The 23,243-nt window shown below is 70.4% G+C and carries 21 protein-coding genes and 1 other RNA gene; 6 read left to right on the plus strand and 16 right to left on the minus strand.

The features are described from left to right. Positions 1 to 44 precede the first annotated feature (44 nt). The 15 genes from lpxC to mraZ form a co-directional block, all read right to left on the minus strand. A complete protein-coding gene (gene lpxC, locus NKJ47_RS17900; protein WP_254459099.1) occupies positions 45 to 959 on the minus strand; it encodes a UDP-3-O-acyl-N-acetylglucosamine deacetylase in 915 nt (304 codons plus the stop codon). Between the two features lie 389 nt (positions 960 to 1,348). Next, a complete protein-coding gene (gene ftsZ, locus NKJ47_RS17905) occupies positions 1,349 to 2,575 on the minus strand; it encodes a cell division protein FtsZ (protein ID WP_254459100.1) in 1,227 nt (408 codons plus the stop codon). Between the two features lie 290 nt (positions 2,576 to 2,865). Continuing rightward, positions 2,866 to 4,101, minus strand: coding sequence for a cell division protein FtsA (gene ftsA, locus NKJ47_RS17910; RefSeq protein WP_010340121.1), 1,236 nt, complete (start codon positions 4,099 to 4,101; stop codon positions 2,866 to 2,868). After that, complete coding sequence (locus NKJ47_RS17915) at positions 4,098 to 4,952, minus strand: cell division protein FtsQ/DivIB (protein WP_254459101.1); 855 nt, start codon at positions 4,950 to 4,952, stop codon at positions 4,098 to 4,100. The genes ftsA and NKJ47_RS17915 overlap by 4 nt, the downstream gene beginning before the upstream one ends. A 121-nt stretch (positions 4,953 to 5,073) precedes the next feature. Further along, positions 5,074 to 6,015: a D-alanine--D-alanine ligase gene (locus NKJ47_RS17920; protein ID WP_254459102.1), complete on the minus strand. Its 942-nt coding sequence runs from the start codon at positions 6,013 to 6,015 to the stop codon at positions 5,074 to 5,076. Next, a complete protein-coding gene (gene murC / locus NKJ47_RS17925; RefSeq protein ID WP_254459103.1) occupies positions 6,012 to 7,448 on the minus strand; it encodes a UDP-N-acetylmuramate--L-alanine ligase in 1,437 nt (478 codons plus the stop codon). The genes NKJ47_RS17920 and murC overlap by 4 nt, the downstream gene beginning before the upstream one ends. Next, complete coding sequence (gene murG, locus NKJ47_RS17930) at positions 7,445 to 8,710, minus strand: undecaprenyldiphospho-muramoylpentapeptide beta-N-acetylglucosaminyltransferase (RefSeq protein ID WP_254459104.1); 1,266 nt, start codon at positions 8,708 to 8,710, stop codon at positions 7,445 to 7,447. Before murG ends, murC begins: the two co-directional genes overlap by 4 nt. Then, complete coding sequence (gene ftsW / locus NKJ47_RS17935; RefSeq protein WP_209032373.1) at positions 8,707 to 10,026, minus strand: putative lipid II flippase FtsW; 1,320 nt, start codon at positions 10,024 to 10,026, stop codon at positions 8,707 to 8,709. The genes murG and ftsW overlap by 4 nt, the downstream gene beginning before the upstream one ends. Beyond that, the gene (gene mraY / locus NKJ47_RS17940) at positions 10,026 to 11,111 is read right to left on the minus strand and encodes a phospho-N-acetylmuramoyl-pentapeptide-transferase (protein ID WP_010344435.1); all 1,086 of its coding nucleotides are present in this window, start codon (positions 11,109 to 11,111) and stop codon (positions 10,026 to 10,028) included. The genes ftsW and mraY overlap by 1 nt, the downstream gene beginning before the upstream one ends. After that, the gene (locus NKJ47_RS17945; RefSeq protein WP_254459105.1) at positions 11,101 to 12,594 is read right to left on the minus strand and encodes a UDP-N-acetylmuramoyl-tripeptide--D-alanyl-D-alanine ligase; all 1,494 of its coding nucleotides are present in this window, start codon (positions 12,592 to 12,594) and stop codon (positions 11,101 to 11,103) included. The genes mraY and NKJ47_RS17945 overlap by 11 nt, the downstream gene beginning before the upstream one ends. After that, a complete protein-coding gene (locus NKJ47_RS17950) occupies positions 12,591 to 14,063 on the minus strand; it encodes a UDP-N-acetylmuramoyl-L-alanyl-D-glutamate--2,6-diaminopimelate ligase (RefSeq protein ID WP_429002550.1) in 1,473 nt (490 codons plus the stop codon). Before NKJ47_RS17950 ends, NKJ47_RS17945 begins: the two co-directional genes overlap by 4 nt. 8 nt (positions 14,064 to 14,071) lie before the next feature. Further along, positions 14,072 to 15,937, minus strand: coding sequence for a peptidoglycan D,D-transpeptidase FtsI family protein (locus NKJ47_RS17955; RefSeq protein ID WP_254459107.1), 1,866 nt, complete (start codon positions 15,935 to 15,937; stop codon positions 14,072 to 14,074). After that, positions 15,934 to 16,197: a cell division protein FtsL gene (ftsL, locus tag NKJ47_RS17960; RefSeq protein WP_254459108.1), complete on the minus strand. Its 264-nt coding sequence runs from the start codon at positions 16,195 to 16,197 to the stop codon at positions 15,934 to 15,936. The genes NKJ47_RS17955 and ftsL overlap by 4 nt, the downstream gene beginning before the upstream one ends. Next, on the minus strand, positions 16,194 to 17,306 hold the full coding sequence (gene rsmH / locus NKJ47_RS17965; RefSeq protein WP_254461464.1) for a 16S rRNA (cytosine(1402)-N(4))-methyltransferase RsmH: 1,113 nt from the start codon (positions 17,304 to 17,306) through the stop codon (positions 16,194 to 16,196). The genes ftsL and rsmH overlap by 4 nt, the downstream gene beginning before the upstream one ends. A 14-nt stretch (positions 17,307 to 17,320) precedes the next feature. Further along, entirely contained in the window at positions 17,321 to 17,767 is a 447-nt protein-coding gene (gene mraZ, locus NKJ47_RS17970) for a division/cell wall cluster transcriptional repressor MraZ (protein WP_026144304.1), read from the minus strand. Positions 17,768 to 18,093: 326 nt separating this feature from the next. Here mraZ and NKJ47_RS17975 point away from each other — a divergent pair, with 326 nt between their 5' ends. The 4 genes from NKJ47_RS17975 to NKJ47_RS17990 all read left to right on the plus strand — a co-directional run bounded on the left by NKJ47_RS17975 (position 18,094) and on the right by NKJ47_RS17990 (position 20,192). Next, positions 18,094 to 18,900: an NRDE family protein gene (locus NKJ47_RS17975; RefSeq protein WP_254459109.1), complete on the plus strand. Its 807-nt coding sequence runs from the start codon at positions 18,094 to 18,096 to the stop codon at positions 18,898 to 18,900. 87 nt (positions 18,901 to 18,987) lie between these two features. After that, positions 18,988 to 19,354, plus strand: an RNA gene (gene rnpB / locus NKJ47_RS17980) — RNase P RNA component class A. A gap of 146 nt (positions 19,355 to 19,500) precedes the next feature. Next, positions 19,501 to 19,731, plus strand: coding sequence for a DUF4160 domain-containing protein (locus tag NKJ47_RS17985; RefSeq protein WP_254459110.1), 231 nt, complete (start codon positions 19,501 to 19,503; stop codon positions 19,729 to 19,731). Then, positions 19,728 to 20,192, plus strand: a complete 465-nt coding sequence (locus NKJ47_RS17990) for a DUF2442 domain-containing protein (RefSeq protein ID WP_254459111.1) — start codon at positions 19,728 to 19,730, stop codon at positions 20,190 to 20,192. Before NKJ47_RS17985 ends, NKJ47_RS17990 begins: the two co-directional genes overlap by 4 nt. A 61-nt stretch (positions 20,193 to 20,253) precedes the next feature. On the opposite strand, the gene rsmI is transcribed toward NKJ47_RS17990, so the two are convergent. Further along, entirely contained in the window at positions 20,254 to 21,078 is an 825-nt protein-coding gene (gene rsmI, locus NKJ47_RS17995) for a 16S rRNA (cytidine(1402)-2'-O)-methyltransferase (protein WP_254459112.1), read from the minus strand. Positions 21,079 to 21,159: 81 nt separating this feature from the next. On the opposite strand from rsmI, the gene NKJ47_RS18000 reads away from it, so the two are divergent. Then, positions 21,160 to 22,884: a penicillin-binding protein activator gene (locus tag NKJ47_RS18000; protein WP_254459113.1), complete on the plus strand. Its 1,725-nt coding sequence runs from the start codon at positions 21,160 to 21,162 to the stop codon at positions 22,882 to 22,884. Next, a complete protein-coding gene (locus NKJ47_RS18005; protein ID WP_254459114.1) occupies positions 22,874 to 23,242 on the plus strand; it encodes a YraN family protein in 369 nt (122 codons plus the stop codon). The genes NKJ47_RS18000 and NKJ47_RS18005 overlap by 11 nt, the downstream gene beginning before the upstream one ends. The last annotated feature ends 1 nt before the right edge of the window (position 23,243 follow it).

A 23,243-nucleotide genomic window follows, 5' to 3' on the forward strand; every position in this document is an offset into this window, starting at 1 on the left:
GATTCCGTGATACCGACCCGGCCGATCGGCCGGGCTGAATGGGTTCAGGCGTAAGCCGCCGCCCCATAGGCCACCGGCGCCTGCTGCGCGGCGGATTCGAAGCTGACCCATTCCCAGGCCGCCTGCTCGGCGAGCAGCGCGCGGACCAGCTTGTTGTTGAGCGCGTGGCCGGACTTGTAGCCCTCGTAAGCACCCAGGATCGCGCCGCCGGCCAGGTACAGGTCGCCGATCGCATCGAGGATCTTGTGGCGCACGAACTCGTCGGCGTAGCGCAGGCCGTCGTCGTTGAGCACGCGGAACTCGTCGAGCACGATGGCGTTGTCCATCGACCCGCCCAGGCCCAGGTTGCGTTCGCGCATGTACTCCAGGTCGCGCATGAAGCCGAAGGTGCGCGCGCGGGAGATTTCCTTGATGTAGGCCATCGTCGAGAACTCGATCTCCTGGCGCGACTGCTTGGCCGGGATCATCGGGTGGTCGAACTGGATGGTGAAACCGAGCTTGTAGCCGCCGTCGTACGGCATGAAGCGGGCGACCTTGTCGCCGTCGCGCACTTCCACCTCGCGCTTGATGCGGATGAAGCGCTTGGCCTTGTCCTGCTCGACGATGCCCGCCGACTGCAGCAGGAACACGAACGGACCGGCCGAGCCGTCCATGATCGGCAGCTCGGCCGAGGACAGTTCGACGATCGCGTTGTCCACGCCGAGGCCGGCCATCGCCGACATCAGGTGTTCCACGGTCTGGATCTTGGCCTGGCCGCGGCTCAGGCCGGTGCACAGCGTGGTCTCGGTGACCAGCTCGGCATCGGCCGGCACGTCCACCGCCGGATCCAGGTCCACGCGCCGGAACACGATGCCGTGGTCGGCCGGTGCGGGGCGCAGGGTCATGTAGACCTTGTCGCCGCTGTGCAGGCCCACGCCGGTGGCGCGGATCGTGTTCTTGAGAGTGCGTTGCTGGGTCATGGCAGACAGTCTGGAAACGTCTGTTCGCACGGGAACTGAACAGACAACGAGAATATCACGCGTTTAGCCAAATTTTAACAAAGCGGTCACAGCATCCCATGGGTGCAACGCTGGCCCGTGCCGGCGTCGCCGTCGCAAAAACCTGCCGGGTCGCGGGGACCCGGCAGCAAGGGACACGGCACGCCGGCCAGGGAGGCGCTCCCGGACGGCGGTGTTGCGTGTTGCGGGCCGGCGCGCACGCCGGCCGATGACACGTCGACCTCAGTCGGCCTGGCGGCGCAGGGCGGGCCGCTTGCTTGCGAAGCACCGCTTCGCGAGCGGCCCCGCGCCCGGCCATGGATGGCCGGGCAGGCCCATCCGCAAGCCGGACGGCTGCGCCAGGGACGGCATCAGTCGGCCTGGCGGCGCAGGAACGCCGGAATATCCAGGTAGTCGCTCGGCAGGTCGGCCGCGGCCGGTGCCGGGGCGGACGCCGCCGCGCCCATGCCGTCGCCGCTCGGACGGCGCAGGCCCAGGCCCATCGCACCGCCGACCGCCTTGGACACGGCGTCGCCGCCGTGGTCGAAGTCGCCGAACTCCGGCTGGCCGGTGGTGGCGTTGCGCACCAGCTTGATCGGCGCGCGCTGCTCCGGACGCTGCGACTGGCGCGACACCGCGCGGTTCAGGCCGGTGGCGACCACGGTCACGCGCACTTCGTCCTGCATGTCCGGATCCAGCACGGTGCCGACCACCACGGTGGCGTCCTCGGAGGAGAAGCCCTCGATGGTGCGGCCGATCTCGTCGAACTCGGCCATGGTGAAGTCCGGGCCGGCGGTGATGTTGACCAGGATGCCGTTGGCGCCGGCCAGGTTGACGTCGTCCAGCAGCGGGTTCTGGATCGCCGCTTCGGCCGCGGCCTGCGCGCGGTCGTCGCCGCGGGCCGAGCCGGTGCCCATCATCGCCAGGCCCATTTCCGACATCACCGTGCGCACGTCGGCGAAGTCGACGTTGATCAGGCCCGGACGCACGATCAGGTCGGCGATGCCCTGCACCGCGCCCTGCAGCACGTCGTTGGCGGCGCGGAACGCCTGGATCATGGTGGCGTTGCGGCCGAGCACGGTGATCAGCTTCTCGTTGGGAATGGTGATCAGCGAGTCGCAGTGCTGGCTCAGTTCCTCGATGCCCTTCAGCGCCACCTGCATGCGGCGGCGGCCTTCGAACGGGAACGGCTTGGTGACCACGGCTACGGTCAGGATGCCCATTTCCTTGGCCAGCTGCGCCACCACCGGCGCCGCGCCGGTACCGGTGCCGCCGCCCATGCCGGCGGTGATGAACACCATGTCCGCGCCCTGCAGCGCGTCCATGATGCGCTCGCGGTCTTCCAGCGCGGCCTGGCGGCCGACTTCCGGGTTCGCGCCCGCGCCCAGGCCCTTGGTGACGTTGGTGCCGAGCTGCAGCTGCAGCTTGGCGCCGCAGTTCTTGATCGCCTGCGAGTCGGTGTTGGCGGTGATGAACTCCACGCCGTCCACGCTGCTGCTGACCATGTGCGCGACCGCGTTGCCGCCGCCGCCGCCCACGCCGACCACCTTGATCACTGCATTGGGTGCCATCTTTTCAATCAGTTCGAAATGCGCCATGTCCGTTTCCTCTTTGAGCCGGGAATGGGGAATCGGGAATGGGGAATCGGATCGCTCCGTTCGCTGTCCCGACACCCGCATTTCGGCGAGTGTTGTTGTTTGGAAGCTGGGAATGGGGAACCGGGAATGGGGAATCGCAACAGCGTCTCCAGCCCGGCACCTGTTCCTCAGCGGAACTACAAAAAAACCACACCTATCTACCCCTCACCGCTCTCCACCTATCTCACCGCAGCACCGCTTTTGCTTTTGCACTTACCCATTCCCAATTCCCGGTTCGCCATTCCCGGCCCTCAAAACTCGCCGCGATACCAGTTCTTCAATTTCTTGAACAAGCTGCCGGCGCGGCCGGTCGGCAGCGACGGGCGGCGCGGGTGTTCGATCTGGCTGCCCATCAGCAGCAGGCCCACGCCGGTGGCGTGGACCGGATTGCCGACCACCTCGCCCAGGCCGGTGACGTGCTGGGGAATGCCCACGCGCACCGGCATCTGCACCATTTCCTCGGCCAGTTCGACCACGCCTTCCATCTTCGAGGCGCCGCCGGTCAGCACCATGCCGGCGCGCACCAGTTCCTCGAAGCCGGAGCGGCGCAGTTCGGCCTGCACCATCTCGAAGATCTCCTCGTAGCGGCCCTGCACCGCCTGCGCCAGCGAATGCCGCGGCATGCGCCGCGGCGGGCGGTCGCCGACGCTGGGCACCTGGATGCTTTCCTCGGCGGTGGCCAGCTGCGCCAGCGCGCAGGCGTAGCGCACCTTGATCTGCTCGGCTTCCGGGGTCGGCGTGCGCAGCATGTGCGCGATGTCGTTGGTGACGTGGTCGCCGGCGATCGGCAGCGAGGCGGTGTGGCAGATCGCGCCCTGCACGAACACCGCCAGGTCGGTGGTGCCGGCGCCCATGTCCACCAGCACCACGCCCAGTTCGCGCTCGTCGGCGGTCAGCACCGCCACCGAGGACGCCAGCGAGGACAGGATCAGATCGTCCACCTGCAGGCCGCAGCGCTGCACGCACTTGCTGATGTTGGCCGCGGCCGACTGCGCGCACACCACCAGGTGCGCGTGCACCTCCAGGCGCACGCCGGTCATGCCGACCGGGTTGCGGATGCCTTCCTGCGAATCGTCCAGCACGTACTCGCGCGGGATCGCGTGGAGGATGCGCTGGTCGGCCGGGATCGCCACCGCCTTGGCCGCTTCCAGCACGCGGTCCAGGTCGTTCCAGGTCACCTCGCCGTCGCGGATCGGGACGATGCCCGGCGAGTTCTTGCACTGCACGTGGTTGCCGGAGATCGACGCGTACACCGAGCGGATCTCGCAGCCGGCCATCAGCTCGGCTTCCTCGATCGCGCGCTGGATCGACTGCACGGTGGATTCGATGTCCACCACCACGCCGCGCTTGAGCCCGCGCGATTCGTGCGAACCGATGCCGATCACCTCGATCGGATTGCCGGGCGAGTATTCGCCGACCAGCGCGACGACCTTGGAGGTGCCGATGTCCAGTCCAACGATGAGGGATTTGTCGCCTTTGCGGTTCATGTCTTGGAGCCGGGAATAGAGAATCGGGAATAGGGAATAGAGAAGAGCGGGTGCGCGCGAGGGGATGGTGGATCGACCAGTGCCGCATGGCGCGTGGGCTGGGGCGGCGCCGCTGGTTTCTTCTCCTTGCCCGGCTCCTTACTCGGCTCTTTGCTCTCGGGTACCCATGCCACCGTGAATCCGTTGGTGTAACGAAGATCGGCGCGCGCCAGCGGCGGCTGGCCCGGCTGCAGCAGTTGCGGCAGCACCCGGGCGAAGCGCTCCAGGCGCGCGCGCGCGTCGTCGCGCCCGACCACCACCTGCACGCCATTGCCCAGCGCCAGCGACCAGCTGCCGCGCGCGTCCAGCGCCACGCCCTGCACCGGCAAACCGACCGGCGCGAACAGCGCGCGCGAGGCGTTGTACAGCGCGACCACGTCGGCGGCCTTGGCGTCGGGGCCGGCCAGGTGCGGCAGCGCCACGTCGCGCAGTTCGTTGGGCAGGGCGAAGATGCGGCCCTGCTCGGACAGCATGCGGTCCGCGCCCCAGCGCGCGAACGGGCGGTGCTCGGTGACGCGCACTTCCAGCACGTCCGGCCAGCGCTTGCGCACCCGCGCGCTCTCCACCCAAGGCAGCCGCTCGATCGCGTTCTGCGCATCCTGCAGGCGCACCGCGAAGAAGCCGCGGCGCGCGTACGGCAGCACCACCTGGCGCAACTGCTCGGCGGACACGCGCTTGAAGTCGCCGCTGACCTGCAGCCGGCTCAACGGCCAGCGCTCGGCGCCGACCCAACCGTTGAGCACGGCCACGATCGGCAGCGCGACCAGCGCCAGCGCCAGCAGCCAGGCGAGGATGCGCAGGGAGGCGTTCATGGGCGCACCGTCCGGTGCGCGAGAATGGGGAATCGGGAATGGGGAATGGGCAAAGCACAAGCGGCCGCGCACGCGGCACCGCTCTTGCCGATACCCCATTCCCGATTCCCGATTCCCGGCTTCACAGCGTCTGCTCCAGGATGCGCCAGCACAGGCCGGCGAAATCCACGCCCAGCTGCGCCGCGGCCTTGGGCACCAGCGAGTGGCTGGTCATGCCCGGGGCGGTGTTGACCTCGATCAGCTGCAGGCCGCGCACGCGGTCGCGCATCACGTCCACGCGGCCCCAGCCGCTGCAGCCGGCCGCGGCGAAGGCCTGCAGGGCCAGCCGGCGGATCTGCGTCTCGTCCTCGCCCTCCATGCCCGGGCACAGGTACTGGGTGTCCTCGGCGATGTACTTGGCGTGGTAGTCGTACCAGTCGCCGGCCGGGACGATGCGGATCGACGGCAGCGCGACGTCGCCGAGGATGCCGACGGTGTATTCCTCGCCCTGCACCATCTGCTCCATCAGCAGTTCGCCGCGGTAGTCGGCGGCGAAGGCGCGCACCGGCGCCAGGTCGGCCTCGGACAGGACGCGGAACACGCCGACGCTGGAGCCTTCGCAGGCCGGCTTGACGAACAGCGGATAGCCCAGCGCGGCGGCCGCCGCGGCCAGGTCGGCCTGCGCGTCGATGCGGGCGAAGCCCGGGGTCGGCAGGCCGGCGGCGATCCACACCTGCTTGGTGCGGATCTTGTCCAGGGTCAGCGCGCTGCCGAGCACGTCGGGGCCGGTGAACGGCACCTGCAGGGCGCGCAGCAGACCCTGCAGCACGCCGTTCTCGCCGTCGCCGCCGTGCAGGATGTTGAACACGCGGTCCACCGCGCCGGCGCGGATGCGCTCGAGCAGCGCAGGAATGCCGTCCACCGGCTGCGCGTCGACGCCGCGGCTGCGCAGCGCCTCCAGCACGTTGGCGCCGGAGTTCAGCGACACCTCGCGTTCGCTGGAGGTGCCGCCGAGCAGCACGGCGACGCGGCCGAACACGGCCGGGTCGGTGACGCGCGGCGGCGGCAGGGTCTGCGCGCTCATGCGTCCGCTCCGCCGGCGAAGCCGTGCTGGGCGATGTGCTGGGCGACGTAGCCGATGTCGCCCGCCCCCATCATCAGCAGCAGGTCGCCGTCCTGCAGCACGTCCGGCAGCACGCGGTCGAGTTCGCCGACCTGGCCGACCACCACCGGTTCGCTGCGGCCGCGCGCGCGGATCGCGCGCGCCAGCGAGCGCGCGTCGGCACCGGGGATCGGCGCCTCGCCGGCCGGGTAGACCTCGCTGAGCACCAGCGCGTCCACTTCCGACAGCACCGCGGCGAAGGCGTCGAACTGGTCGCGGGTGCGGCTGTAGCGATGCGGCTGGAACGCGACCACCAGGCGCTTGTCCGGCCAGCCGCCGCGGGCGGCGGCGAACACCGCGGCCAGTTCGCGCGGATGGTGGCCGTAGTCGTCGACCACGCGCACGCGCGCGCCGCCGGCGGTGGTCACTTCGCCCAGGTCGTTGAAGCGGCGGCCGATGCCGGCGAAGCCCTGCAGGGCGCTGGCGATCGCCTCCGGCGCCACGCCCAGCTGCCAGCCGATGGCGGCGGCGGCCAGCGCGTTGAGCACGTTGTGGCGGCCCGGCAGCGCCAGGGTCACCGGGATGCTGCTGCCTTCCGGCAGGCGCAGGGTGAAGCGCATGCGCGGGCCGTCCTGGACCACGTCCTCGGCGCGCACGTCGGCGTTCTCGCTGAGGCCGTAGCTCATCACGTGGCGCGGCGTCTTCGCCGCCAGCGCGGCCACTTCCGGATCGTCGATGCACAGCACCGCCAGGCCGTAGAACGGCAGGCGCTGCAGGAACTCGGCGAACGCCGCCTGGACCCGCGCGAAGTCGTTGCCGTAGTTCTCCAGATGATCGGCATCGATGTTGGTGATGACCGAGATCAGCGGATTCAGGCGCAGGAAGCTGCCGTCGCTCTCGTCGGCCTCGGCCACCAGCCACTGGCCGCCGCCGAGCTTGGCGTTGGCGCCGGCGGCGAGCAGCTGCCCGCCGATCACGAAGGTCGGGTCCAGCCCGCCTTCGCTGAGCACCGCCGCGGCCAGGCTGGTGGTGGTGGTCTTGCCGTGGGTGCCGGCCACCGCGATGCCGCGGCGGAAGCGCATCAGCTCGGCCAGCATCGCCGCGCGCGGCATGATCGGAATGCGCTGGCTGCGCGCCTCCATCAGTTCCGGGTTGTCCTCGCGGATCGCGCTGGACACCACCACGCAGTCGGTGCCGAGCACGTTGGCCGCCGAGTGCCCGCGCATCACCCGCGCGCCGAGCTTGACCAGGCGCCGGGTGGCGGCGTTGTCGGCGTTGTCCGAGCCGGAGACCTCATAGCCCAGGGTCAGCATGACCTCGGCGATGCCGCTCATGCCGGTACCGCCGATGCCGACGAAATGCACGCGCGGGAACGCGCGGACCAGATCGCCGGTGTCGTGGAGGCGGCGGATCACGGGCGGCCTCCTGCGGAGGCGGGATTGGGGAATCGGGAATCGGGAATGGGGAAAAGCGAAGCGCTGGCGGCGATCCGCGCCTGCCGCGTGTTCGTGTCTGCGTGTGTCACTGCGTGCGTCTGCCCTTGATTGTGCTTGTACCCATTCCCCATTCCCGATTCACCACTCCCGGCCTCTTCCAAGACGATGTCCGCAATCCGCTCGGCCGCATCCGGCTTGGCCAGCTGGCGTGCGGCCTCGGCCATCGCCAGGCGCTGCGCGGGCTGCGCCAGCAGGTCGCGCAGCACGCGCTGCAGGTGGTCGGCGAGGGCGTCGTCCTGCTTCAGCAGCACGGCGGCGCCGCGCTCGACCAGGTATTCGGCGTTGCGGGTCTGGTGGTCGTCGACGGCGGCGGCGAACGGCACCAGCACGCTGCCGATGCCGACCGCGCACAGTTCGGCCAGGGTCGAGGCGCCGGCGCGGCACACCACCAGGTCGGCCCAGGCGTAGGCACCGGCCATGTCGCCGATGAAGGCTTCGACGCTGGCGGCGACGCCGGCGTCGGCGTAGGCGCGCGCGGCTTCCTCGCGCAGCGCTTCGCCGCACTGGTGGCGCACCTCGACGGCCACGCCGAGCGCGGCCAGCGCCTGCGGCAACGCCTGGTTGAGCACGCGTGCGCCCTGGCTGCCGCCCAGCACCAGCAGCCGCGGCGCGCCGTGGCGCGCGGCCAGGCGCTGCGCCGGCGGCGCCAGCGCGGCGATCTCGGCGCGCACCGGGTTGCCCACCGCTTCCTCGCGCGTGGCGAAGCTGCCGGGGAAGCCGGTCAGCACGCGTCGTGCGACCCGCGCCAGCACCTTGTTGGTCAGGCCTGGCGCACGGTTCTGTTCGTGCACCAGCAGCGGCAGCTTGAGCAGCCGCGCGGCCAGGCCACCGGGACCGGCCGCGAAGCCGCCGAAGCTGATCACCGCGCGCGGCGCACGCCGGCGCAGCACGAAGCCGGCGGCGCGCACCGCGCGCATCACCCGCATCGGCGCGCCGAACAGGGCCAGTGCGCCCTTGCCGCGCAGTCCACCGATCTCGATGGTGTCCAGCTCGATGCCGTGCTCCGGCACCAGCCGCGTTTCCATGCGCCCGGCCGCGCCCAGCCACACCACCGGCACGCCGCGCGCGCGCAGCACCTTGGCCACGGCCAGCGCGGGGAAGATGTGTCCGCCGGTGCCGCCGGCGAGGATCATCACCGGTGCGGCGGAGGCGGGAGCGGAGGCAGACGCCGAGGCGCTCATCCGAGCCTCCCGAACGTGGGTTCGACCCGCGGCTGCATGCGGCTGGTGCCGCGCCCCGGGGCGCCCTGGATCGCCGCGGCGACCGCGCTGGCGCTGGCCTCGCGCGCGGCGTGCAGGTCCTCGGCGTTGTCCACGGTCTGCTTGACCGGCATCGCCGCGTCGCTGCGCACCAGCGCCACCTGGCGCTCGGCGCGGTTGAGTTCGTAGGACACGCGCAGCAGCAGGCCCATCGCCACGCAGGTCATCAGCACGCTGGAACCGCCGGCGGAGATCAGCGGCAGGGTCAGGCCCTTGGTCGGCAGGATGCCCAGGTTCACGCCGACCGAGACGAAGCTCTGCAGGCTGATCCACAGGCCGATGCCGAAGGCGATGTAGCCGGAGAAGTGGCGCTTCATTTCCACGCAGCGCATGCCCAGCCAGAACGCACGGCCGACCAGCAGCGCGTACAGCGAGATGATCAGGCACACGCCGACGAAACCCAGCTCTTCGGCGATGACCGAGAAGATGAAGTCGGTATGCGCTTCCGGCAGATAGTTGAGCTTCTGCACCGAGCCGCCCAGGCCGACCCCGAACAGTTCGCCGCGACCCACCGCCATCAGCGCGTTGGACAACTGGTAGCCGGAACCGAGCTGGTCGGCCCACGGATCCAGGAAGGAGGTGATGCGGCGCAGGCGGTACGGCTCGAGGATCGCGATGAAGGCGAACACCGGCAGACCGATCACGATCGGCATCGACATGCGCGGCAGGTTCACCCCGCCCAGCACCAGCATGCCGGCGGTGATCGCCAGCAGCAGCGTGGAGGAGCCGAAGTCCGGCTGCAGCAGCAGCAGGCCGACCAGCGCCACCGCCACGCCCAGCGGCTTGAGCATCGCCGGCCAGGTCGCGTTGACCTCGTCGCGGAAGCGCACCAGGTAGCTGGACAGCCACACGATGTACAGCACCTTCACCGCTTCCACGGTCTGGAAGCGCGAGATGCCCAGGTTGATCCAGCGCCGCGCGCCGTTGACGGTGCTGCCCAGGCCGGGCACGAACACCACCAGCAGCAGGCCGAAGCAGGCCAGCAGCAGCAACTGGTTGTACTGCTCGATGTTCTTCAGCTCGGTGCGCATCGCCCAGAACGCCAGGCCGATGCCGCCGGCCAGGAACAGCAAGTGGCGGCTCAGGTAGTAGAACGGGCTGGTGGTCAGCTCGATCGAACTGGAGCCGACCATCACCACGCCCAGCGACGCCAGCGCCACCGCGGCGCCGAGCAGCCACGGGTCGTAGCGGCCACCGATGGCCTCCAGGCGGGTCGCTTGGCGGGCAGCGTCGTTCATCAGCGCACCTTCAACGTGGCCAGGCCGACCAGCACCAGCACCACCGAAATGATCCAGAAGCGCACGATCACCCGTGGCTCCGGCCAGCCCTTCAGCTCGAAGTGGTGGTGGATCGGCGCCATGCGGAACACGCGCTTGCCGGTGAGCTTGAACGAGGCGACCTGGATCATCACCGACAGGGTCTCGATGACGAACACGCCGCCCATGATCACCAGCACCAGTTCCTGGCGCACGATCACCGCGATGGTGCCGAGCACCGCGCCCAGCGCCAGCGCGCCGATGTCGCCCATGAACACCATCGCCGGGTAGGTGTTGAACCACAGAAAGCCCAGGCCCGCGCCGGCGATCGCCGCGCAGATGATGATCAGTTCGCCAGCGCCGGGAATGGTGGGGATCTTCAGGTAGGCGGAGAACACCGCGTTGCCCGAGGCATAGGCGAACACGCCCAGCGCGCAGGCCACCAGCACCGTCGGCATGATCGCCAGGCCGTCCAGGCCGTCGGTCAGGTTGACCGCGTTGGAGAAGCCGACGATCCAGAAGTAGGCGATGGCGACGAAGCTGATCCCGGCCAGCGGTAGCGCGATCGACTTGAACATCGGGATGTAGAAGGTGATCGCCGCCGGCACGTCGGCGGTGTAGTACAGGAACAGGCCCGCGGCCAGGCCGAAGATCGACTGCAGCAGGTACTTCCAGCGCGACTTCAACCCGTTCGGGTCGCGGCGCACGATCTTGATCCAGTCGTCGTACCAGCCGATCACGCCGAACGCCAGCATCACCGCCAACACCAGCCACACGTAGCGGTTGCGCAGGTCGCCCCACAGCAGCACCGACAGCAGCACGGTGAGCAGGATCAGCGAACCGCCCATGGTCGGGGTGCCGGCCTTGGAGAAGTGGGTCTGCGGGCCGTCCTGGCGGATCGGCTGGCCGCCCTTGAACTGCGCCAGCTTGCGGATCACCGCCGGGCCCAGCCACAGCGACAGGAACAGCGAGGTCAGCGCCGCGAGGATGCCGCGGAAGGTCAGGTAGCCGAACAGCCCGAACATGCTTTCGAGCTGCTGCAGCCAGCGCGCCAGTTCAAGCAGCATGCGGCGCCTCCTGTGCCTGGTTCAGCAGCGCGCGCACCACGGTGTCCATGGCGCTGCCGCGCGAGCCCTTGATCAGCAGCGTGGTCGGGACCGGCGAAAGCGCGCCAACGGACGGCGCGCCGGTGTTCTCATGCATTTGCGTCACTTCCTGCTCTTGATCCTGCTGTTCCCGGGTCCCGGCTGCTGCGGCCAGATCGCGCTGCAGCGCCTGGATCAGCGCCGCGTGGCTGTCGAACACCCGGCCGTTCTCGCCGAACGCCTGCGCGGCGTGGGCGCTGAGCGGGCCGAGCGCGTACAGCCGGGTCAGCCCGGCATCGCGCGCGCGGCGCCCGCCGCTGGCGTGCAGCGCCTCGGCGCCGGCGCCGAGTTCGCGCATGTCGCCCAGCACCAGCCAGCGCTCGCCGCCGGCCGCGGCCAGGGCGTCGATCGCCGCCGCCAGCGAGCCGGGGTTGGCGTTGTAGCTGTCGTCGATCAGCACCGCGCCGTCGGGCAGCGTGTGGGTGATCTGCCGGCCCGGCACCGGCTGCACCTGCGCCAGGCCGGCGGCGATGCGCGCCGGCGCCACGCCCAGCGCCAGCGCCAGCGCGGCTGCGGCCAGGGCGTTCTGCAGGTTGTGCCGGCCCGGCAACGGCAGTGTCGCCTCGACGTCGCCGCGCGGGGTGGTCAGCACGAACTGGGTGCGGTCGGCGGCCATGCGCACCTGCGCGGCACCGACCTCGGCGCCCGGCTGCAGGCCGAAGCGCAGCACCTGCGGCCGCGCCTCGCCCGTCGCCAGGCGCTGCTCGAACCACAGGCCGAAGGCGTCGTCGGCATTGATCACCGCGGTGCCGTCGGCCGGCAGCGCGGTGTAGATGGCGCCCTTGGTCTGCGCCACGCCGAGCAGGCTGCGCATGCGTTCCAGATGCGCGGCGGCGATGTTGTTGACCAGCGACACCTGCGGCGGCGCGATGTCGGTGAGATAGGCGATGTCGCCCGGCTTGCCGGCGCCCATTTCGTAGATGGCGTAGTCGGCATCGTCCGGCGCCTCGATCACCGCCAGCGGCAGGCCGATCTCGTTGTTGCGGTTGCCGGGGTTGGCGTAGACGCTGCCGCCGTCGATGCGGCAGGCATGCTGCAGGATCGCCAGCAGCAGCGCCTTGACGCTGGTCTTGCCGTTGCTGCCGGTGATCGCGGCCACGCGGGTGGCACGGCCGCGCTGCATGCCGGCGGCGATCCGCGCCAGCGCCAGCTGGGTGTCGGCGGCGACGATCTGCGGCAACTCGATCTGCGGCTGCACGCGCTCGACCAGCAAGGCGCTGGCGCCGCGCGCGGCGGCATCGGCGACGAAGGCGTGGCCATCGAAACGCTCGCCGCGCAGCGCCACATACAGGCTGCCGGCGGCCAAGCTGCGGGTGTCGTGGCTGATCGCATCGATCGCCACGTCGTCGCCGTGCAGTTCGGCGCCGGCCCAGTGCGCGATCATCGACAACGGCAGGCGCTTCATCGGGCCGCCTCCGCCGCATGCGCGCGCAGGGCCTGCGCGGCGACCTCGGTGTCGTCGAACGGATGGCGCACGCCGGCGATCTCCTGGTAGGGCTCGTGGCCCTTGCCGGCGATCAGCACGATGTCCTCGGCGCCGGCGTCGGCGACGGCCATGGCGATCGCCTGCGCGCGGTCGCGCTGCACCTGCACCGCCTGCAGGCCGTCGAAGCCGGCCAGGATGTCGGCGACGATACGGTCGCCGTCCTCGCCGCGCGGGTTGTCGTCGGTGACCACCACGCGCTCGGCCAGGCGCTGCGCGATCGCCGCCATCTGCGGGCGCTTGCCGGTATCGCGCTCGCCGCCACAACCGAACACGCAGGTGATGCGGCCCTGCGCGTGCGCGCGCAGGCTCTGCAGCGCCTGCTCCAGCGCGTCGGGCGTGTGTGCGTAGTCGACCACCACCAGCGGCTGCGCGCCGTTGCCGCCGAGCCGGTTCATGCGCCCGCGGATCGGCTGCAGCTGCGCCAGGGTAGCGGCGATGCGCACCGGCGCCACGTCCAGCGCATGCAGCGCGCCGGCCACCGCCAGCAGGTTGTCGACGTTGAAACGGCCCAGCAACGGCGACTGCAGCGGATGCCGCTCCTCGCCGATCGCCAGGGTGAAACCGATGCCGCGCGCATCCAGGTGCAACGCCTCGGCGCGCACGTCGGCGCCGTCGTGGCCGCGCGAGCTGACCGCGATGCGGCGCAGCGCCGGATCCAGCGTGCCCAGCAGTTGCCGGCCGAACGCATCGTCCAGGTTGATCACCGCCGACTTCAGCCCCGGCGTGGCGAACAGGCGCGCCTTGGCCGCGCCGTAGCCGGCCATGTCGCCGTGGTAGTCGAGATGGTCGCGGGTGAGGTTGGTGAACACCGCCACGTCGAAGTGCACGGCGTCCACGCGGCCCTGGTCGAGCGCGTGTGAGCTGACTTCCATCGCCACCGCCTGCGCGCCGGCGTCGCGCAGCTGCGCCAGCAGCGCGTGCAGCGGCAGCACCAGCGGCGTGGTGAAGCCGGTCGGCTGCACCTGCCCGTACAAGCCGGCGCCGAGCGTGCCGATGCTGCCGCTGCGCGTGCCCAGCAGGTGCCAGGCCTGCGCCAGCAGCTGCACGGTGGAGGTCTTGCCGTTGGTGCCGGTGACCCCGACCATGGTCATGGTCTGCGACGGATGGCCATGGAACTGGTCGGCCATCGCGCCCATGCGCGCGCGCAGGCCCGGCACCGCGATCGCGTCAGCCGGCGCCGGCAGCTCGGCCGGGGCCGGCGGTTCGTACAGCACGGCGACGGCGCCGTTGCCGCGCGCCTGCTCGACGAAGCCCAGGCCGTGCGCGCCGAACCCGGCGATCGCCACGAAGGCATCGCCCGGGCGCACCGCGCGGCTGTCCATGACCAGCCCGGACACCCGCACGTCGTGCGGCAGCGCCACGCCGGGCAACAGTTGCGACAGCGACATGGCGCGGGTCACTGGCGGGTCTCCTGCAGCGGCGCCGGCAACGCGGCCGGCGGCGGCGCCACGGCGCGCGCGCTGGGCAGCGCCGCATCGACCTCGGCGGCGGCGTCGGGCACGATGGCCGGATCCGGCTCCACCGGCGCCGGCGGCGGCGCATGGCCGCTCTTGCCGGCGGCCTGCGCAGCCAGCCACGACTGGATGTCGTCCGGCGGCACGTCCATCAGCCGCAGCGCTCCTTCCATCACGTTGTGGAACACCGGCGCCGAGACCAGGCCGCCGTAGTACTTGGCGCCCTGCGGATCGTTGATGACGATGACCGTGGCAAAGCGCGGGTTGCTCGCCGGCACCAGGCCGGCGAACAGCGCGTTGTAGTGGCCGCGCTCGTAGCCGCCGGGGCCGGCCTTGCGCGCGGTGCCGGTCTTGCCGGCGACGTGGTAGCCCAGGATCGCCGCGCCCTTGGCGCCGCCCTGGGTGACCACGGTCTCCATCATCGCCACCACTTCCTTGGCGATCGCCGGGTCCAGCACCTGCTTGCTGTCCTCGTGCTGGCCCTTGACGAAGGTCGGGGTGACCAGGCGCCCACCGTTGCCCAGCGCGCAATAGGCGCGGGCGATCTGCAACGGCGTCACCGACAGGCCGTAGCCGTAGGACATGGTGGTCTTGGAGGCACCATTCCAGCGCGCCGGCGACGGGAACACGCCGGCCGATTCGCCGGGGAAGCCGCTGTGCGGGGAACTGCCGTAGCCGTAGCTGTGGACCTGGTCGTAGAAGGTCTGGTCCGGCAGCTTGGCCGCGATCTTCGCCGCGCCGATGTTGGAGCTGCGGGTGATCACCCCGGTCACGGTCAGCACGCCGTTGTTGCGCGGCACGTCCTTGATGGTGAAGCGGCCCACCGACATGTAGCCGGGGTTGGTGTCGATCAGGGTGTCCTTGGTCACCACCCCGGCCTTGAGCGCGGTGGAGATGGTCAGCGGCTTCATCGTCGAGCCCGGCTCGACCAGGTCGGTGACCGCGCGGTTGCGGCGCACGTCCGGGTTGACCCCGTTGACCGCGTTGGGGTTGTAGGTCGGCAGGTTGACCATGGCCAGGATCTCGCCGGTGGCCACGTCCATGATCACGATCGAGCCGCCGGCGGCCTTGTTCTCGACCAGCGCGTTGCGCAGCTCCTTGTAGGCCAGGAACTGGATGCGGCGGTCGATGCTCAGGGTCAGGTCCTTGCCCGGCTGCGCCGGCTTGACCAGGTCGATGCTCTCGACGATCGCGCCCTTGCGGTCGCGGATCACCCGCTTGGCGCCCGGCTTGCCGCGCAGCCAGGAATCGAACGCCAGCTCCAGCCCTTCCTGGCCGCGGTCGTCGATGTTGGTGAAGCCCAGCACGTGCGCCATCGCTTCGCCCTGCGGGTAGAAGCGGCGGAACTCGCGCTGCGAGAACACGCCGGGGATGCCCAGCGCGACCACCGCATGCGCCTTGTCCGGATTGATCCGGCGCTTGAGGTACATGAACTCCTTGTCCGCCTTCTGCGACAACTTGGCGGTCAGTTCGTCGACCGGCAATTCCAGCGCCTGCGCCAGCTGCGGGATGCGGTCCGGGCTGCGCAGCAGTTCCTGCGGATTGACCCAGATCGACTCCACCGGCGTGGACACCGCCAACGGCTCGCCGTTGCGGTCGGTGATCATGCCGCGCGAGGTAGCGATCGGCAGTTCGCGCAGGTAGCGCGCCTCGCCCTGGCGCTGGTAGAAGTCGCTGTTGATCAGTTGCACGTAGGCCGCACGGCCGATCAGCGTCACCGAGCACAGGCCCAGCGCCGCGCCGACCAGCGCCAGGCGGCCGCGCAGGTTGAAGTTGCTGCGGGGACGGTTGCGGCCGCTCTTGTTCACGGCCGTACCACCACGATGTCGCCGGTCTCGGGGAACTTCATCCCCAGCCGCTCGCGCGCGACCTGGTCGACGCGATTGCTCTCGGCCCAGGTCGCCTGCTCCAGCTGCAGCCGGCCGAATTCGATGTTCAGCTCGTCGCGGTCGTGCTCCAGCCGCGACAACTCCACGAACAACTGGCGATGGCGATGGCGCATGTACACCACCCCGATCGCCGAGGCGATGGTGCAGGCGAGTAGCACGAGCAGCAGCAGCCGGCTCATGGGGCGCTCCGGTGGAGCGCGCCATGGGCCGGCGGGAATGGGGAACCGGGAATGGGGAATGGGGAAAAGCTGGTGTCCTGCGCACGGGAATCGTCCGCGCCAGAAGGCCGGCTCTCGCTTTCGCTTCTACCGATTCCCGATTCCCGATTCCCGATTCCCAGCTTCTCGGCCACCCGCAACACCGCGCTGCGCGCGCGCGGGTTCGCCGCCAGTTCGTCGGCGTCGGCCTTGATCGCGCCGCCGTGCAGGCGCAGGGTCGGTACGAAGGGGGTGGCCTCCGGCAGGCGGCGGTTGCTCGGCGGGGCCTTGGCGTGGCGCTGCATGAACTGCTTGACGATGCGGTCTTCCAGCGAGTGGAAGCTGATCACCGCCAGGCGGCCGCCGGGCTTGAGCCGGGCCAGCGCCGCGTCCAGGCCGGTTTCCAGATCGGCCAGCTCGCGGTTGATGTGGATGCGGATGGCCTGGAAGCTGCGGGTGGCCGGATGGGTCTTGCTGTCGCCGCGCGGCATCACCGAGGCGATCAGCTCGGCCAGTTCGGCGGTGCGGGTGAACGGCTGCTTGTCGCGGCGGGCGACGATGGCGCGGGCGATGCGCCGGCTCTGCCGCTCTTCGCCGTAGGTCCACAGCACGTCGGCGATCTCGCGCTCCTCGGCGCGCGCCAGCCACTGCGCCGCGCTCTCGCCGGCGTCCGGGTCCATGCGCATGTCCAGCGGGCCGTCCTTGCCGAAGGAGAAGCCGCGCGCGGCCACGTCCAGCTGCGGCGAGGACACGCCCAGGTCGAACAGCACCCCGTCCAGGGCAGCGGCCGCGTCCCACTGGCCCAGCTCGGCGAAGCTGCCACGATAAATGGACACGCGCGCGTCGCCGCCGAACGCATGTTCGGCTTCGGCGATCGCCTCGGGATCCTTGTCCATCACCAGCAGCCGGCCTCCTGGGCCGAGGTTGTGCAGCACCCCGCGCGCGTGTCCGCCACGCCCGAACGTGCCATCCAGATAGGTTCCGTTCTCGATCACCTGCAGCCCGTCCATGACCTGCGCGAACAACACCGGCACATGCGCCGCCGATGGTTGCGACACCGGGAGGTGACCGGCCTGCGCCTGTCCGCGCATCCGGACACCCCGACTCACAACTTCAGATCGAGCAATCCATCGCCCAGATCCTCGTCAGACAACGTCTGCTGGATCAGTGCGCGATGAGCCTGCTCGCTCCACAGTTCGAACTTGTCGCCCATGCCCAACAGCACGGCGCGCTTTTCAATGCCCACCGCGGCGCGATGGCTCGGCGGGATGGTGATGCGGGCGTTGGCGTCCAGCTCCAGCGCCGCCGACGAACCCACCAGCTTCTGCTGCAGGACCCGCACCACGCGCTGGGTGTTGGGCTTGGCCATGACGTCGTCGCGGACCCGCTCCCATTCCTTCTCGGCATACAGCCACAGACAGCCGGCCTCGAACGGGTTGTAGGTCAGCACCAGCCGATTGCCGCTCACGCGCGCGACAAGGTCGCGGTACGCGGTGGGAACCGCCATACGCCCCTTGTCGTCCACAGTGATTGCGGTCTCGCCCTGAAACACGACGCCTACACCTTTCCGAATCCGCCTGGGCGGTCATTGAACCACGAAAAACCACAAAAAACCCGGTTTCCCCTCAAGTGCCCACCTTAGCAGTGCGCAACGGGTTGTCAACAACTTTGCGAGCGGTAAATCGCTAGCGGGATCAATGGTTTGCAACGATCTTTAGAGACTTGTTCAAGGCTTATCCACAAGTTACTGTTTCGTCTCAAATTTTGAGATTGAACGGAAATTCAGGCCTGTGTACGGGGCGTTAAGGCGGCCGTCACCCCCCGTCGACATGGCGCCTGGGCTCGCGCCGGCTTGCGCAAGCGCGCACACTGCAACGCATGTGTCTGGTCGTTCTCGCGCACGCTGCGCACCCGCGATGGCGCTTGCTGCTGGTCGGCAACCGCGACGAGTTCCACGCCCGCCCGACCGCGCCGCTGCAGCGCTGGCCGGCCCCGGCGCAGCGCCTGCTGGCTGGGCGCGACCTGCGTTCCGGCGGCACCTGGGTGGGGCTGGACGACGCCGGCCGCTGCGCCGTGGTCACCAACGTGCGCGACCCGCTGGCCTCGATGTCCGGCGCCTCGCGCGGCGCCCTGATCGCCGACTACCTGACCGGCGCGCAGCCGGCCGCGGCCTTCGCCGACGCGCTGGCGGCGCGCGCCGACGCCTACCCGCCGTTCAACCTGCTGCTGGCCGATGCCGCCGGCGCCGCCTACGTGGGCAACCATCCGCCAGGCCGCAGCGCCCTGGAACCGGGCGTCCACGGCATGTCCAACGGCGCCCTGGACGCGCCCTGGCCGAAGACCCGGCGCCTGCAGGCGGCGGTGACCGCCTGGATCGCCGCCGGCGACGACGCCCTGGCGCCGCTCTGGCGGGCGCTGGCCGACGCGACCCTGGCCGATCCGGCCGACCTGCCCGACACCGGGGTCGGTCCGGACCTGGAACGGCGGCTGTCGCCGGCCTTCATCCGCGGCCACGACTACGGCACCCGCGCCAGCACCATCGTCGCGGTGGACGCCGCCGGCCACGGCTGGATCCACGAGCGCCGGTTCGGCCCGGACGGGGTGTTCCTGGGGGAGACGCGCTTGGAAAACCATGGCCCGGGGCCCGGGACCGGGGACCCGGAAATGCCGCAGCCGCACCTGTGATGGGCTATGCAGCCGACGGCAACCATGGCTGTCCGCATCGCCATCGCTTTCCCGGGTCCCGGCTTAACATGCGACAATGCGCGCGGCGGAGTCGGCCAGACAGTCGCGTCATCCCCGCGCATTTCGGTGCGAGGGGATGCCGAGGAAAGTCCGGGCTCCATAGGGCAAGGTGCCAGGTAACGCCTGGGCGGCGCGAGCCGACGGACTAGTGCAACAGAAAGATACCGCCTACGTCTGCGCAAGCAGGCCGGTAAGGGTGAAATGGTGCGGTAAGAGCGCACCGCGAGTCCGGTAACGGACCGGCACGGCAAACCCCACCTGGAGCAAGACCAAATAGGGACCTCATGGCGCGGCCCGCGTCGGGTCCGGGTAGGTTGCTTGAGCGTACCGGTGACGGTGCGCCTAGAAGAATGACTGTCCACGACAGAACCCGGCTTATCGGCCGGCTCCGCCACTTTCTCCCAAACGTCGAAAACTCCAAAGATCTCCCTGGGGGCGTGGAGCGCCGGGCGTTCGTAGGGAGTGACGTTCTTCTAGCCTCCGACGCGTTGCAAGCAGGCACGCCTTGCGAAAGTGCAATCATTGCACTATGTTCGGCACATGCCGACGATCGTCCGTTTCGCCAACAGCGTTGTCACGATGTATGCGGCCGACCATCTGCCGCCTCACTTCCACGTCCGAACCCGGGATGGTCGGGAAGCCCTGATCGTCATCGACACCCTGGTGGTGCTTTCCGGCCGCTTGAGCCGACGTGAATTGAGTGCCGCGCTTGAATGGGCCGCGGCGAACAAAGCCACCCTCATCGCCCGATGGCAGGAATTGAATCCATGAACCAACCTCAATTCGTCATTACCAAGGTGAAGGCAGTCGCGGCGCGCGAACTTGCGCTGACCTTTGCCGACGGCTTCACTTGCACCGTCGACCTCAGCGACGTTCTGGCCTCGCATCCCTCGCTGAAGAAGGCACGGCTGCCGCATGTCTTTCATAAGGTCTCGCTCGACGAATGGCAGCGCGGCGTCATCTTCGGCGGCAACGACGAGTTGGCGCTCGCCAGCGATAACCTGCGCGCACTCGCGATCGAGCAAGCCGGTGACTATTCCCACCAGCAGATCATCGCCTGGATGCATCGCCACGATATGACGCTGGATTCGGCCGCCGAAGCATTGGGCCTGAGCCGGCGCATGCTCGCCTACTACCGCAGCGGCGAAAAGCCTGTCCCCAAGAGCATCGGCTTGGCAATGCTGGGATGGGAGGCCGAACAGGCAGGGTTTGATTATTCAAAAGTCGCCTAACAGCGCGGTCGCCTAGGACAACTGGCCGGCGATCGCTCCTCTCGGGGCGTTTCGTGTCGCCTCAGCCACCGTACAAGGCCTTGCGCGAAGCACCGGTCAGCTCGGCGGCCAGCTTGGCGGCGGTGGACGGCGGCAGGTGCTCGCTGAGCTTGGCGTAAACGCGGCGGCCTTCGGCCAGCTGCGCATCGGCGTCGTCGCCGGCGCCCTGCACCATCAGCACGAACTCGCCCTTGCGCTGGTTGTCGTCGGCCTCGACCCGGGCGTGCAGGTCGGCCAGGGTGCCGTCGAGCACGGTCTCGAACAGCTTGGTCAGTTCGCGCGCCAGCACCGCCGGGCGGGCGTCGCCGAAGGCGGCGCAGCAGTCGGCCAGGGACTCGGCGATGCGGTGCGAAGCTTCGTAGAACACCAGGGTGCGCGGCTCGCCGGCCAGCCGCGCCAGGCGCTCGCGGCGCGCCGAGGCCTTGGCCGGCAGGAAGCCCTCGAAGGCGAAGCGGTCGCTGGGCAGGCCGGCCACGCTGAGCGCGGCGATCGCCGCGCAGGCGCCGGGCACCGGGCTGACCCGCACCCCGGCCGCGCGCGCCGCGCGCACCAGGCGGTAGCCCGGATCGCTGACCAGCGGGGTGCCGGCATCGCTGACCAGGGCCAGCGACTGGCCCTCCAGCAGCCGCGCGACGATGCGCTGGGCCAGCGCCTCCTCGTTGTGTTCGTGCAGCGCAAGCAGCGGCCGCTCGATGCCGAAGTGGGCCAGCAACTGGCCGCTGCGGCGAGTGTCCTCGGCGCAGATCGCCGCCACCGTGCGCAGCGTCTCCTGGGCGCGCGGCGTCAGGTCGGCGAGGTTGCCGATCGGCGTGGCGACGACATGCAGGGTTCCGGGCTGGGCGCTCATCTACGGGCTTTCCATGGTCAAGGGTAGAATCGTAGCGGTTTTCCCCGGCGCGCCTGGCGTGCCCAGCCGAATGGACCAGAAATGAACAAGCGATTCGCAAGGATTTCCGCCCTGTCGCTGCTGGCGCTGCTCGTCGCCGGCTGCGCCACCACCAGCGTGACGCCGAGCGCCTCGCCGGCCCAGTCGGCGGCGCTGGCGCTGCTGGATCAGGGCAAGCCGCGGGAGGCGGCGCAGCAGCTCGAGGCGCAGGCCGCCGGCGCCGCCGGCAGCGCCCGCAACCAGTTGCTGGCCGATGCCGCCTTCGCCTGGTACGAGGCCGGCGACACCGCGCGCGCGCGCAGCCTGCTGGCGCAGGTGCAGTTGCGGCAACTGCCGACCCCGAGCAAGGTACGGGCGGCGCTGGTCGAGGCCGAGCTGGCCCTGGCCGACCGCCAGCCGGCCAAGGCGCTGCAGGCGCTGGGCAACGATCCGCAGGCGGTGCCGCAGAACCTGCGTGCGCGCTGGCACCTGGCCCGCGCGCAGGCGCTGGAAGGCACCGGCGACGCCACCGCGGCGCTGGACGAACGCGCCCGCGCCGACAACGGCCTCAACGGCCAGGCGCGCAGCGACAACCAGCGCGCCATCGTGCGCCAGCTGGCCACGCTCAACGACGCCACCCTGCAGGCGCGCGCCGCCGCGCTGCCGGCCGGCGACCCGCTGTACAACTTCGTCGGCCGCGCGCTGCTGAGCCGCGGCCTGGCGCTGCCGCGCCCGTTCGACCGCGGCGAGCAATGGGGCTTCGACACCAGCAAGCGGCCGCCGGCCGAACGCGACGGCTACCGCCCGCCGGCCAAGCTGGCAGTGCTGCTGCCGCTGAGCGGCAGCCTGGCCACCGCGGCCGCGCCGGTGCGCGACGGCCTGCTCGCCGGCTACTACGGCGAGACCCGGCGGCGCCCGCCGATCGACTTCATCGACACCACCGGCACCCCGGCCGGGGCGCTGGCCGCCTACCAGAAGGCGGTCGACGGCGGCGCCGATTTCGTGGTCGGCCCGCTCGGCCGCGACGAGGTCACCGCGCTGTTCGCGCGCGATGCGCTGCCGGTGCCGGTGCTGGCGCTGAACCGCGGCACCCAGGCCCCGCCGGGCGGCAGCGCCGGCTTCTCGCTGGCCCCGGAAGACGACGGCATCGCCGCCGCCGAGTACCTGCTGGCGCACGAGCGCGGCAATACGCTGGTGATCGGCAGCAACGACGACAACGGCCGCCGTGCGGTGGCCGCGTTCCGCGACCGCTTCAGCGAGCGCGGCGGCAAGGTCGCCGGCAGCATCAGCGTGGCCGAGACGCCCGGCGACATCGCCGCGCAACTGCGCAATGCCGGCGCCGCCGACTCGGTGCTGCTGGCGGTCAAGGGCAATACCGCCCGCGCGCTGGCGCCGCAGCTGGCCTTGGCCGGTTTCGCCGGCAAGACCCGGGTGGCGACCTCGCAGCTGGTACTGGGCACCGGCAAGCCCGAGGACGACCTGGTGCTGGACGGCATCGTCTACCCGAGCGAACTGTGGAACGTGCGCGGCGTCGGCGGCCTGCCGGCGGCGGCCAGCGTGGCCGACATGCTGCCGACCGCGCGCGGCCCGGCCGGGCGCCTGTTCGCCTTCGGCTACGACGCCTGGCAGATCACCGCCTACCTGGAGAAGCTGGCGACCGCCAAGGACAGCGGCCTGCGCGGCGCCACCGGCGAGCTGCACCTGGACGGCTTCGGCAACATCGTGCGTACCCCCGCCTGGTCCACCTTCAGCGGCGGGCGTCCGACCCCGCTGCCCGATGGAAACTGAGCGGCGCCGACGCGGCAACGCGGTGGAAGCGGCGGCGCGCGCCGAACTGGAGCGCGCCGGCCTGCGTCTGATCGCCGCCAACGTGGCCTTCCGCGGCGGCGAGCTGGACCTGGTGATGCAGCAGGCCCAGAGCCTGGTGTTCGTCGAAGTGCGCTACCGGCGCAACGCCGCGTTCGGCGGCGGCGCGGCCTCGGTGGACCTGCGCAAGCGCCGCCGCCTGCTGCTGGCCGCGCAACTGTTCCTGGCCGCGCATCCGCAATACGCCAGCTGGCCATGCCGCTTCGACGTGGTCGAGGCCGAAGGCGATCCGCCGCGGCTGACCTGGCTGCGCGACGCGTTCCGCGCCGAGGATTGCTGAG

This window comes from Xanthomonas sacchari (assembly GCF_024266585.1).
Classification (GTDB): domain Bacteria; phylum Pseudomonadota; class Gammaproteobacteria; order Xanthomonadales; family Xanthomonadaceae; genus Xanthomonas_A; species Xanthomonas_A sacchari_C.

What these genes read in the sequence shown, in the direction of transcription:
- lpxC (WP_254459099.1), bottom strand. Translation starts at nt 959, where the DNA reads ATGACCCAGCAACGCACTCTCAAGAACACGATCCGCGCCACCGGCGTG.
- ftsZ (WP_254459100.1), bottom strand. Translation starts at nt 2,575, where the DNA reads ATGGCGCATTTCGAACTGATTGAAAAGATGGCACCCAATGCAGTGATC.
- ftsA (WP_010340121.1), bottom strand. Translation starts at nt 4,101, where the DNA reads ATGAACCGCAAAGGCGACAAATCCCTCATCGTTGGACTGGACATCGGC.
- NKJ47_RS17915 (WP_254459101.1), bottom strand. Translation starts at nt 4,952, where the DNA reads ATGAACGCCTCCCTGCGCATCCTCGCCTGGCTGCTGGCGCTGGCGCTG.
- NKJ47_RS17920 (WP_254459102.1), bottom strand. Translation starts at nt 6,015, where the DNA reads ATGAGCGCGCAGACCCTGCCGCCGCCGCGCGTCACCGACCCGGCCGTG.
- murG (WP_254459104.1), bottom strand. Translation starts at nt 8,710, where the DNA reads ATGAGCGCCTCGGCGTCTGCCTCCGCTCCCGCCTCCGCCGCACCGGTG.
- ftsW (WP_209032373.1), bottom strand. Translation starts at nt 10,026, where the DNA reads ATGAACGACGCTGCCCGCCAAGCGACCCGCCTGGAGGCCATCGGTGGC.
- mraY (WP_010344435.1), bottom strand. Translation starts at nt 11,111, where the DNA reads ATGCTGCTTGAACTGGCGCGCTGGCTGCAGCAGCTCGAAAGCATGTTC.
- NKJ47_RS17945 (WP_254459105.1), bottom strand. Translation starts at nt 12,594, where the DNA reads ATGAAGCGCCTGCCGTTGTCGATGATCGCGCACTGGGCCGGCGCCGAA.
- NKJ47_RS17950 (WP_429002550.1), bottom strand. Translation starts at nt 14,063, where the DNA reads ATGTCGCTGTCGCAACTGTTGCCCGGCGTGGCGCTGCCGCACGACGTG.
- ftsL (WP_254459108.1), bottom strand. Translation starts at nt 16,197, where the DNA reads ATGAGCCGGCTGCTGCTGCTCGTGCTACTCGCCTGCACCATCGCCTCG.
- rsmH (WP_254461464.1), bottom strand. Translation starts at nt 17,306, where the DNA reads ATGCGCGGACAGGCGCAGGCCGGTCACCTCCCGGTGTCGCAACCATCG.
- NKJ47_RS17975 (WP_254459109.1), top strand. Translation starts at nt 18,094, where the DNA reads ATGTGTCTGGTCGTTCTCGCGCACGCTGCGCACCCGCGATGGCGCTTG.
- NKJ47_RS17985 (WP_254459110.1), top strand. Translation starts at nt 19,501, where the DNA reads ATGCCGACGATCGTCCGTTTCGCCAACAGCGTTGTCACGATGTATGCG.
- NKJ47_RS17990 (WP_254459111.1), top strand. Translation starts at nt 19,728, where the DNA reads ATGAACCAACCTCAATTCGTCATTACCAAGGTGAAGGCAGTCGCGGCG.
- rsmI (WP_254459112.1), bottom strand. Translation starts at nt 21,078, where the DNA reads ATGAGCGCCCAGCCCGGAACCCTGCATGTCGTCGCCACGCCGATCGGC.
- NKJ47_RS18000 (WP_254459113.1), top strand. Translation starts at nt 21,160, where the DNA reads ATGAACAAGCGATTCGCAAGGATTTCCGCCCTGTCGCTGCTGGCGCTG.
- NKJ47_RS18005 (WP_254459114.1), top strand. Translation starts at nt 22,874, where the DNA reads ATGGAAACTGAGCGGCGCCGACGCGGCAACGCGGTGGAAGCGGCGGCG.